This window comes from Epilithonimonas hungarica, assembly GCF_900102265.1.
GTDB classification, from domain to species: Bacteria; Bacteroidota; Bacteroidia; order Flavobacteriales; family Weeksellaceae; genus Epilithonimonas; species Epilithonimonas hungarica.
Window position 1 is genome coordinate 344,542 of sequence record NZ_FNBH01000002.1, and the last position, 11,906, is coordinate 356,447.

Annotated in this window: 2 protein-coding genes; both read right to left on the bottom strand. The window is 38.7% G+C overall.

What is annotated here, in order from left to right; translation table 11 throughout:
- Positions 1–302 precede the first annotated feature (302 nt).
- Positions 303–6,602, bottom strand: a complete 6,300-nt coding sequence (locus BLT30_RS08815) for a T9SS type A sorting domain-containing protein (RefSeq protein WP_089873207.1) — start codon at positions 6,600–6,602, stop codon at positions 303–305.
- Positions 6,603–6,893: 291 nt separating this feature from the next.
- Positions 6,894–11,804 (bottom strand): YDG domain-containing protein, encoded by a 4,911-nt coding sequence (locus BLT30_RS08820; RefSeq protein ID WP_175487164.1) that lies wholly within the window; start codon positions 11,802–11,804, stop codon positions 6,894–6,896.
- Positions 11,805–11,906: the final 102 nt, after the last annotated feature.

Below are 11,906 nucleotides of genomic sequence, written 5' to 3' on the forward strand. Positions count from 1 at the left end.
TTTTTTGAATTTAATTAACAATTAAATTATTTTTTAAATAAAAAATATTAATAATTACAAATAAATATATCCTACTTATAAAAATCATTTATATGAAATCAAATCAACATAACCCCTACAAAACTACAACAAAACACATAAAATACTATAAAACACTATAATATTTATAATTTTATATAATAATCTATTTATAAATAAAATTAACAAATGATAATTAAAACATTAAAATTTATTTTTCAATGTTAAAACAAAAAAAGGTCAAAACAAATGTTTTGACCTTCAATTTTTGAATAATATAATAACTATTTTATTATTTTTTTCGTTTTCGTATCTCCAGAGTTTTCAACTTTAATAATATATATTCCATTAGAAACATCACTCATGTCAATTTTCATTATAGTTTCTGCGGAATTGAAACTTCTCAACATTCTTCCGGATACATCATAAACTTCCACTTTTCCCAGTTTTTTTGTTGAATGGACCACATAAACCTCTCCATCTCTATAAACCGTGAAATCTGATTTAGACAATCCATCAACCCCTAAAACGTCATTTCCTTTATAAACGATTTCAAATCTTGTATTATTTAGACCTTTACTAGCTGAGAAATTATAATCTCCTTGTGAGAGGTCTACAACTTTATTCAACAGATTATCTTTCAAATACACCTTTTGTCCATTCTCGAAAATACCTTCTACCCTATCCAAACCTATACTATATATTCCATCTTGGTAGAAGTTTGCTCCGACAGGAACCACATCATTTGTGGTAAAATTCTCAGAACGTCCCTGGATCAACAATTGTCTGCTTCCTAAAATTGAATAGAACACATCCGAGCTTGTAGACAATGTCTCTGCATCAAAATCCTGTTCAAACTCATTACTTGCTCCGGACATATAACCAATAAGCTGGGTATTAACTAGATCATTAGGCGTTTTCAGTTTTATCCAGAAACGATTTTTAGCTTCCGATGATTGCTTTTGATAAAAATGGCTAGTGCCAGCTAATCTCAAATCATGCCCTGTAGAATAACTATTCTTAAACATTAAACTGGAAGTCCCTTGATTTTTTGCCTGAACGATGAATCCCTGCCCGATACTCACTAATCCATCAGGAACAGTTGTATCTCCAGAACCGCCTGCCGCTTGCGTCGCTGCATTACCTCCTGTACCATTATATACAGCATAATTATTTTGAGCATAACCTGTACCCGCTTGTGTTTTCACAAAGACATTATTGGTCCAGAAATATGCAGTGTTATATATTACACTACTGTTAGCTGCATACAATTCCCTAAAGTCCATATTGGAAGGATAAGGATTACCAACAAGATTAAAACCTATTCCTGTATTACCTGTTGTGTTGGTACGTATTAGGTTGATGTTTATATCTCCATTATTTGGCACTCCATTGAATTTGTAAATCTTGGAATAACCATCTATATAGTTAGCATTTGTTTCCGGATTTAAACCTGTTTCTGCTCTTACGGCGTAACCTTTTCCAGATACGAACGTACCATCCATTGTTGCCTTGAAGGTATCTTTAGACTCATTATATTCATAGAATCTGTTAGCTGGCGTTCCCGGAGAGAATCCAGTTGAACCAGTTGTTGCCTGCCCGCTTACCGGAGAACTCCAATACACATAATCCATAGCAGTATTAAGATCATTATTAATATCAGCTACTGAACGCTGTGCCTGAATGATTCCGTTTACATCATTTGTCGCTGTACTTGTTTGTAAAAGATTACCTCCAGTCAAGATAACAAAGTTGTCCTTAGCAACATTATTATTTACCGTTAAGATACCTTCCACTTTCACATAATCGCCTGAACCGATCGTCACCTTACCTGTATCTTCAACTGTAAGGTCCTTTGCAGTGAAGCTTCCCGTAGAAGATGTTGAATAATTATCCCTAACAATCGCATCCAAATTGGCAGTTGGACCTGTACCATTGGTCCAGGCATTGTTGGTCCATATTACAATATTGTTGGTCGTAACTGATCTTTCATCCGAATCTATAGATTTACAGCTTCCCTGCGTAGCTCTTACTTTGTAATAATATTGAGTATTTGGAGTTAATCCTGTAACAAGTTGCGAAACCACTGCACCTCCACTTATCACATACGGATTATAATTGGATACATGATCATAAGTTGTTTCGGTATAATTAATTGTCACATCATCAATATAAACAGCTGACCCGAATCTTAAGAATCTGATTTTTGCCAAACCTGGAATTGGAGCCGCTAAATTAACTGTGAATAATTGTTTTGTAACTGCTCCATAATACGTTGGGGTTGTTGCATCAACCGGCAACCAGTTTACGTCATCATAAGAATATTGAACTTTTAAGGAAACAGCGGCATTACTTCCTGCCATCCAAAAACTTATAGAGGATATATTTTCCAAAGCCGGTGTTTGTAAATATGAGTTGGATGAACTTTCCAACTGTAAAACGGATGACCCACTATTAGGCTGGGTAGACCCTTTAATAAAACGAGCACCACTCCATACACCTGTGCCTAAAGTTGCCGTTCCAGTAGTATAACCGGTTGGTAATCCCGTCTCAAAATTTTCAAATAAAGTTTTATTGGTTTCTGTTTTTCTATAAACATCCAACTCGTATCCACTTGCCCCACTCACAGCACTCCAGTTTGCCGTGAATGTTGTAGCCGTAATATCGGTTTCATTTGTTACAGGTTTAGCCAATATCGCAGTTCCTGATAACGAAACCACAGGATAAGTTGAAACACCACCTCCCGAGAAAGTAATTGTACCCGAAGAAGCATTTCCACAAGTCGTAGGGATATATTTTACAGAAATATCATGAGCAGCCAAGGTGGATGTTGCATAAGGAACAGTTACCGAACTACCCCAAGTTGTTCCTGCATCCGAAGATATCTGAAAATCTGAAGGAACGGTTAATGTCACATTTGAAGGAGCTCCGGTAAGATTTGCACCAGACAAACTGAATGTCTGAGCTGTAACCGTAGAACCGATATCATTTGTTCCAAAACTTAAAGTAGCAGAAGAAGTACCATTTACAAATAATGTTGGTGGACTTTGTTTAACCACTACGTTATCTAAATAAATATTATTACCATATTCTGAGCGAAATTTAAACCCAACATAGAACTTCGTTGCATTTGCACAAGCAACTGGTAATGTAATTTTTTTAAGATTCCAAGCATTAGAGGTTGCATATCTTTGAAAGTATGCACCTGAAACATCTGTCCAATTTGTACCATCTAATGAATATTGAACTTGAATTCCCTCTGTTAATTTATCGCTATAACCACTATCATTATACATGTAAAACTCTACATCAACGCTCGCAATCCCAATAGATGACAATGGATTACTTCCTAATCTCTCCTCAGATCCCGCTCCTCCATTACCATTGGAGTAAGAATTATATCTCACAAAATGAGTCCCTTCCTGTAAACCCGGGTTTGGGTTGGTTGAACTTGTAACAAATGATATTTTAGTACCAGTCTGTGTACTGGTTGGGATAATTGTTGTACTCCAGCAAGTTGGAATCGTTGTAGAATTAAATCCTTGAGAATAAGCAATGGGAGTTGTTCCACAGATAAAAGCATTATCCTTACCTATAGCAAAATATTGCGTTCCTGATAATACTGATGGTGAAAACGCAGATGCTCCAGTAGCCGTATAAGGATTAGAACCGGAAACTGTAGCTGCATTTTGCGTCCAAGATGTTCCATTATAAAATCCAACATATGTTTGATTACCAGAAGCAAAATTAATCCCTTGGTCGGAAGTGCTCCATTGAGGAACAACTGTCAAAGTACTACCGCCAGCAGTCGCTTCTGAAACAAGCCATCTATCATTCACAGTACTTGTTGCATCTTGAACATTTGGGACAGTTCCTGATGTCAATATCACTCCAAAAACATCCGACGTCCCCACGTTGGTAAATGTAATAGGATTATACGCACTTGCGGAACCAACCGGAAAAACCGTAGCGCTTGGACCTACAGTTCTTTTCAGTTGCCCAGTCCCCAAAGTAACAACATAACTAGAATTACTATTGCCATTGATATTTCCTGTGGAAGCAATTGTAAGGTCATTGTTTCCTATCGTTATTTTCCCTGATGTCAAATTAAGGGTTTGGTTTACATTAACTGCATTATTCAACGTAAGCCCTGCAGAATTATTGATTGTAAGATAATCAAAAGTAGTGGCTCCGGTTAAGGTTTGAGCCGATGTTCCGTTAAAGGCCACAGCTCTATTATTATTAACCAAAACACCATTGGTCGCATTCTTTACCCAGTTACCAGCAACTGAAAGATCCCCTCCAACATTTGTTGATAAAGTCAACGTAGAAGTTCCTGTAGAATTACCTAAGTTTACATTTCCTTTTATTTCTAGAGCATTACCTGTATTCTGCATACTCAAGCTTCCTGCACTTGTAGCAACCCCGAGATTAAGATTACCATTTGCTCTCAAAGTTCCCGTCAAGCCAGTTTCTATATTAAGTGCCGTCCCATTCTGTATTGTTACATTATGAGGATAACCGTTCGCAGGGAAAGTTGTTCCTACTGAGCCCCACTCAACTCCCCTAGCATAAGTTCCGGTGTTGTTATAGACCAAGGTAGAACCTGTAGCATATTTTGGCGCACTGGTAACATAGCTGTTACTATTAAGTGTTAATACATTTTGAATCGTTGTACCCGTAGAATACGATACCCCCAACAAACCACTTGGAGTTTGTGCAACAGAAGGATAGAAATTAATAGTACCAGTTGTAGTTCCTGTTCCGAGGAAATTGATTGTTCCATTAGTACTTGCACTATTGAAGTTACCAGATGTCGCAACTATGGATGCATTGTTTGCAATATTTACATTAACCCCAGAAGCCAAGCTTACAAGACCTGTCGTAAATCTCAGTTCATTACTAACTGTTATGTCATTATTAATAGTAAGCACATTAGTCCCCGCAGTACTATTATATTCTAAATATGCAAATGATGTTGCTCCTGTAATAGATTGGCCCGCACTACCATTGAATGTAACTTTTCTTCCATTCGCATTGAAAGTAGCTGTATTTATGAAGTTGCCACCAATTACAAGATCACCTCCAGGCTGATTTCCTAAAGAAATATTTCCATTTGCCAAAACATTTCCCTTAACGGTCAAAGTGCCAACCCCCGGAGATGGTGAACCCCAATCCATATATAAAGCTGAACCAGTACCCACAGTAAGATTCCCATTCAAGGTTCTTGTGATTGCTCCCCAGCCATTAGGATAATTAAGCGTTGTATTATTTTGAATAGTAACACTATTTGGGTTATTATTCCACTCATTACCTCTGTTAAAAGTAGAACCTGAATTATATACCAACGTAGATGAAGCCCCATAATTTACCGCTGAATCAAAAGATGCCGATGTACTATTGATCTGATCAGTCCCATTGACCGTAAGATTGGATGCACCAGTCAAGGCAGCAGAAGTTGCGAATACTCCTGTTACAGTTCTCGCAAAGCCTAAGCTTATAGGACTATTAGCATTCAAAGTAACATTAACCGGACCATTCGTAATCGGCCAGTAACTTCCACCACTCACACCATAGTCAGTACTATTGGAATGATTAAACACCAAAGTTCCAGCCGTCCCATAAGTTAAATTAGTAGTTCCGTTAGCATAACCACCAGCATTGATCTGGAAAGTTCCATTGATTGTAGTTGTACCATCATTGGTATATGTAGCTGCAGCAGCCAATGTTCCTGTCACCGTAGTCGATGTCCCACTATTACGTGTAACTGCAGAAGCAACTGTAACAATATGACCGGAAGCAATGACAGCATTTTGAGAAGATGTCGGAGCAACTCCTCCAACCCACGTAGTGCCATCTGCCCAGTTTCCAGTTTGCGCCGAAGTGATACCTGCTGCTCGTGCAGTAATAGACAAATCATCAATTGCTAATCCGGGACTTGACGAACCTGACTTAGTCCATCGCAGAAAAATTTCCGAACCTGCAGGAACATTTACTGTTAAAGTACCTGATTTTGCAGTTCTGTTGGCTGTAAGATTTCCATCTAAAGGCCCCGCTGTCCCAGTATTGATCCCAGTATAATCAAAAGATGATGCAGCTGTCCATGTTCCACTCGTTAAACTTGTAATAGCACTAGAGCTTATTTGATATTCAAAAACAAGAGTTTGAGCAGTTGAGTTCTGCCTCCATTGTTCACCATTAAAAGCTATATCAAATGACGCAATTGCTACAGTTGAATTATTCTTGATTCTTACTCCAAAATTATGAGTTGTAGAAGTTGACAAAGCACCAATACTTCTATCTGAAGCACTACTCGTACCGTAATTGTAACAGCTATTGGAATTGGCATTTCCGTCTGAAACCGGCAAAGTACCAGAGCTAATGTACCAACCAGTTAAAGTTGTATTATTTGTAAAAGTTGTTGCCGTAGTACTTAAGCCATTAAAATCCTGAGAATAGGTCTGTGGTAATGAAGTTATACTTACCTGCCCCCAGACTCCGATCGTAAAAAACAAAACGGCAAAGAACAGATACCGTTTTAGAAAATGAACCAAGACCTGGTCATTCAGTAAATTTTTTTTCATATTATGTTTCTATTTATTTTTTTTAGATTCTAATGAAAGACCCTATTCATAAGGATTTCATTAAAAATAATTTCACAGCCTGCTTTGATTTAGAATCAAAAAAATCAGATCCATTCAAATCAGCCCGCTAAATTAATTATTTTTTAAATATACTGGTAAAAAATTTATAATATTTTAAATTATACAATAAATAAAGGATTTTATAAATTATATTTAAAATAAAAATTTGAAATTATGAATAAAAAAAAGACACCATAAATGGTGTCTTTTGCTGATTATTTAAAAATAATATTATTTTACTATTTTTTTAGTTTTTACATCTCCTAAGTTTTCAACCTTCAATATATAAACTCCATTAGAGAATGCAGAAACATCAATTCTTACGGTTGTTTCATTGGTACTCAACGCCTTCATCAATCTTCCAGCTGTATCATACAACTCTACTTTCCCTAACTTCTTAGAAGAAGTGACCACATAGCTGTTTCCATCTTTGTAAACAACGAAATCAGATTTCGCAGCAGCATCCGTAGCAAGAACAGCATCTTCTTTGTAGATAATTTCGAAACGTGTTTCATCTGTACCCTTTACTCCTTGGAAGGCATAATCTCCTTGTGACAAATTCACGACTTTGTTAAGAACTTTATCTTTTAGATAAATATTTTGAGAGCCATCGAAAATACCTTCTCTATTTTTGATGGAAATTTTGTATTCTCCATCTTTAGAATAAACATTTCCTAGTGCCACTTTATCCTCTGAATTGAACTCTGCTCTACCATGGATAGCCAGTTTTCTGCTTCCTAATGTAGAATAGAACGCATCAGAACCGATCACAAACAATTCTCCATCATAGTTGATCTCGAAACCGTTAGTTGCCTCAGGGACATAAGCCACCAAAATAGTGTTGCCAACATTGGCCGGCGAGGTAAATGTCAACCAGAAACGGTTCCTATTCGCTTTTTTACTGTTGTAGAAAACAGCATTCGGATCATAACCTATTCTCATATCATTATTGAATTCCAACGATTGTCCTTTGCCTGCAACTTTAGCTTTCACAATGAAGCCTTGTCCTACTTTCAAAACACCATTTGGTATTCCTTCATAATCTTCCGGAACGCTAGGGTCCGGATCCACCGCACCTGTTCCACCACTCAGATTGTATATAGCATAATTATTTCCTGTATAGTTATTCCCTGCCTGCTGTGTTACTGTAAGATCATTATTGGTCCAAAAATAAGCCGTTCCATAGATTTTAGATGAGTTTGCATTATACAGATTATCAAAGCTTATGTTAGACGGATAAGGATTAGCTACCAAATTATATCCTTTTTCACAGCCTTCTTCAGAAGCGCAAGAATTACTAAGAGCCTGTGAATAAAGAACACCATTATTGATTTTACCTGTAAACAGGAATTCGTTCGCCGGGTCAACATCAAACTTGTTCATTCCTCGTATTGCATATCCTCTACCTGTTTCAAAAACTGATTGAGAATTCAGTCCCGCGCTTACAAAATAATCATTGGACTCATTATATATATAGAATCTGTTCCATGGTGTTCCATCTCCAGTGTTACCACCGGATTGGTTGTAACCTTCGGAGAAACTGTAAAGATTCTGACCGCTTATCGGAGAGCCCCAGAAAGTATAACCCATCTTTGGCATTGTCGCCGTTCTTTTTACAATAATAGAATAATTAGTAGGATTGGCATCTGCACCTGATGACTTCTGCACCAGGTTAGCATCACTTTCAAGAACTAATTTGTTATCAGCAGGAAGTATAATGTTTCCATAAACGACAACATCCTGTTGTGGTTGGATCGTGAGTGAACCTGTACTGGTGATAGTCAGATTCTTAGTCTCAAAATTAGTGTTATTTGTGTAAGCTCCAATAATCTCCGCATCAAGCGTTTCATCAGGACCGACATTAGCATTACTCCAGCCAGAGCCATCCCAAACCACTGCATTGGTAGTTTTCACTGCTACTTCATTAGAATTTGCAGTCTCATTAGAACCATTAACCGCTCTGACCACATAGTAATACTGTGTATTACGATTCAGATTATCAAAAACCCTGGTGTACACAGAAGGCTGAGGCTCCTGAGCCGGTATATTAAATGGCGCACCAGGAATCAGCACTTGGGTTGTGCTTGTTTCGTTATAAGTGTAGTAAACTTTAATACTGCTTAGACGTGGTGCAGAACTAGCAACAGTACTTGTATTTTTTATTTTAACATTAGAGACCGCTGAAAGTCCAGAAATCACAGTAGTTCCTGTACCTGCCGGGAAAGAACCGGTACCTGCAGCCGATGTTGATCCATCTACAAAGTAGCTGTAAGATGCAGCCTGACTGCCGGTGCCTCTTTCAAATTCTATTCCGGTAACCGTTACTCCTCCGCTAATATTAAGAGTAAATGTATTTCCATTTCCATTAGAGGTATTACCATACAATCTAATTCCAGGACCAGTTGTAAAATAGGCCGGATCAGTTCCTGACTCATTGGTCTCAGTAGTAAACGATAGTTGGCCATTCGCTATCATACCATCAGGGAAGGTTTCAGCATTCACAAATCCATAACTGCTAAATGCTTGAGTTATATCTGTATTAACCGGTGTAGAAGCAGTTTCTTTAGTATAAACATCCAATTTGTAGCTATCCGCATCCAAAACAGAGTTCCAGTTAGCAACAAATCCCGTTCCCAATACATTGGTTGCAGCATTTGCCACAGGAACCAATGATGTATCAAAGTTTACTGTAAGACTGATACTTGCATCGTATGCATTATAGTTTGCATTTGCATCCGCATGTGCGGTGATTCCTGTAGTCCCGACCCCGGTAATTGTCACCGTATTTCCTGAAACAGTAGCTACGCCAGCATTTGGTGTATCAGTTATAGCATAAGTTACAGTTTGTCCGCCAGTTGTGGTAACAGCAGCAGGTAAGTTGAAAGGCGCATCCGTAGATAGTTTTGTGATATTGCTTCCGAATCCTGTCAATGCCTGATCAGCTTTGGCTATAGTAAATGCAAACGCTGTAGAGCTAGCCGTATTGTAGTTGGAACTTTCAGCTACTGTAGCTATAGCAGAATACGAACCTGCATTGGTTGGTCTGGTTGCAGATGGACCGTACGTATTGCCTCCGTTTTCTGTACCGGAATAGGAATAAGTTGCGGTTCCAGCAGCAGAAGGCGTCACTGTAGAAGTAGCAGGCCCCTGAGCTAGACCGTTAAATGTATAAGAATTACTTCCTGTGACCACTACAGTAGGCGTCGCCTTTGCAATATCAGCAGTCAAGCCGGTCGGTTGCGTCAATGTATAATAACCAGCCATAGTTCCCGTCAATGTGCTTGTAGAAGTTACCGGCTTATCCTGACCCGCATTCGCATCATCGAAATGAGCAGATAACGATAAGTCTACATCATCACCATTTATAAAACCATTCGCTGTACCTGTTAATATAGCTGTAGTATTACCATCGTAGACTTTATCTGAAACTACCGGATTAGAAATCGTCACCTCTTTTTGAGCTACCGTAATCACCAAAGTTGCCTCATCACCTGTTCCACCTTCATTAGTAGCCGTCAGCGCAACATCATAATCACCTGGCGCAACAGCCGGAGTCCCTGTGATTTCGTGAGTTGTAGAATTGTAGCTTAATCCAGCCGGCAACCCGGAAACACCGAATGATGTAGGATTATTGGAAGCCGTCACAGTATACGTTGTAGCCGTTATGCCATAGGTCATAGACCATGTCAATGGACTGGTGATCTGCGGTACCGGAACAGATGTTATCTGAAAATTAAAGTCATCTGATACTGCACTTGCGTAATTATTGTCAGCTGCTAATGTGGCAACTGCTTTATAAGTTCCAACAGCCGTTGGCCTTGTTGTACTCTCTACATAGCTTGTAGAACCCACACCAGTATAATGGAAGGTTACCGACCCCGAAGATCCAGTGTGGTCGTAAGTTGTTGGTCCATGCTCGCTTCCATTAAATGCATATGAATTATCTCCTGTAACGCTAATAGTAGAGCTTGCTTTATTGATCGTAAACGCCAAAGGCGAAGAACTTGCCGACCCATAGTTTCCAGACGCTGCAACAGTCGCAATCATCTGATATTCACCAGCATTAGTTGGACTAGTAGCAGTTGACCCATAAGTAACACCTCCGTTCTCCGTTCCCGAATAGCTATAAGTATAGCTGTTACCAGTACCAGTATTCGTGGCAGACGCAGGGCCTTGGGCAGCACCGTTATAAGTATATGTTGTTGTTCCTGTAGCGGTAACAGTTGGCGTCGCCGGAACAGTAGTAACGCTTACCGTAGTTGTGGCATTGTTATAATTAGCCGTATCTGTTGGCGTGAAAGTCACACCATAGCTTGCGGTACCTGCATTAGGAGCAGTAGTTGGCGTTGTGAAAGCGAACGTTCCTGGTACACTTGCCGTAAACCCACTGATTGTTGAAGAGGCTAATGTTTGCCCATATGTTATATTAGTTGCGGAACCAGTACCAGAAATAGTTGGTGTCGTTTTGGCTGGATTAAGCGTAATTTTAAAATTATCCAATGCTAGACCTTGAGCATTTCCAGCAGCCGAACCTGTATATGCCCAAGCCAAATAATGAGTAGTTCCATTTGCTATTGAAAGATTCGTAATCGTAAATGATTTAGCCACAGTTGTAGGGGGATTCACTACCGCATTAGCTCCATCAGCAGCGTATGCCTGGTTCCCGTTTGTTACAGCAGTGTTGACAGCTGTAGCCGTAGCTCCATGATAAAAATTAAAATCTCGTGCATTTGTACCAGTTCTATATTTTTCATAGTCATAGTTTATTGTTACCGAACCTACAGTAGCGCCTGTATTATTAGTAAATGCATAGATAATATATCTCGGAATCGAATAACTTCCTGAAGTTATAAAACCCACCGCCCTGTCTGTAGCTGAAGCAGCTATTCCGTTTGCAAAGTTATATGTACCACCTGATGAAGTCCCAGTCAGTACTCCCGTGCCTGATGTACCTCCAACTTGCGTTGTAGCAGTAGTCCCTGTATTCCAGTTTGCAGTAGTATTTACTCTAAAACCCGTTGGTAGTGTTGCTGTACCAGATGTACCAATACCATCAAAGTTTTGACTCACTTCTGTGCTTAAAGACGTAATACTTTGTTGTCCAAAACTTAGTTGCGAAAGTAGAAATGATAAAGCAATCATACCATTTTTTTGAAAGAGCCTCAAAAAACCATCCCCTCGCTTAACAAGAATGCAATCAGTTAGTAATTTTATTTTCATAACAAATTATTTATCATATATAAT

What these genes read in the sequence shown, in the direction of transcription:
- BLT30_RS08815 (WP_089873207.1), bottom strand. Translation starts at nt 6,602, where the DNA reads ATGAAAAAAAATTTACTGAATGACCAGGTCTTGGTTCATTTTCTAAAA.
- BLT30_RS08820 (WP_175487164.1), bottom strand. Translation starts at nt 11,804, where the DNA reads ATGATTGCTTTATCATTTCTACTTTCGCAACTAAGTTTTGGACAACAA.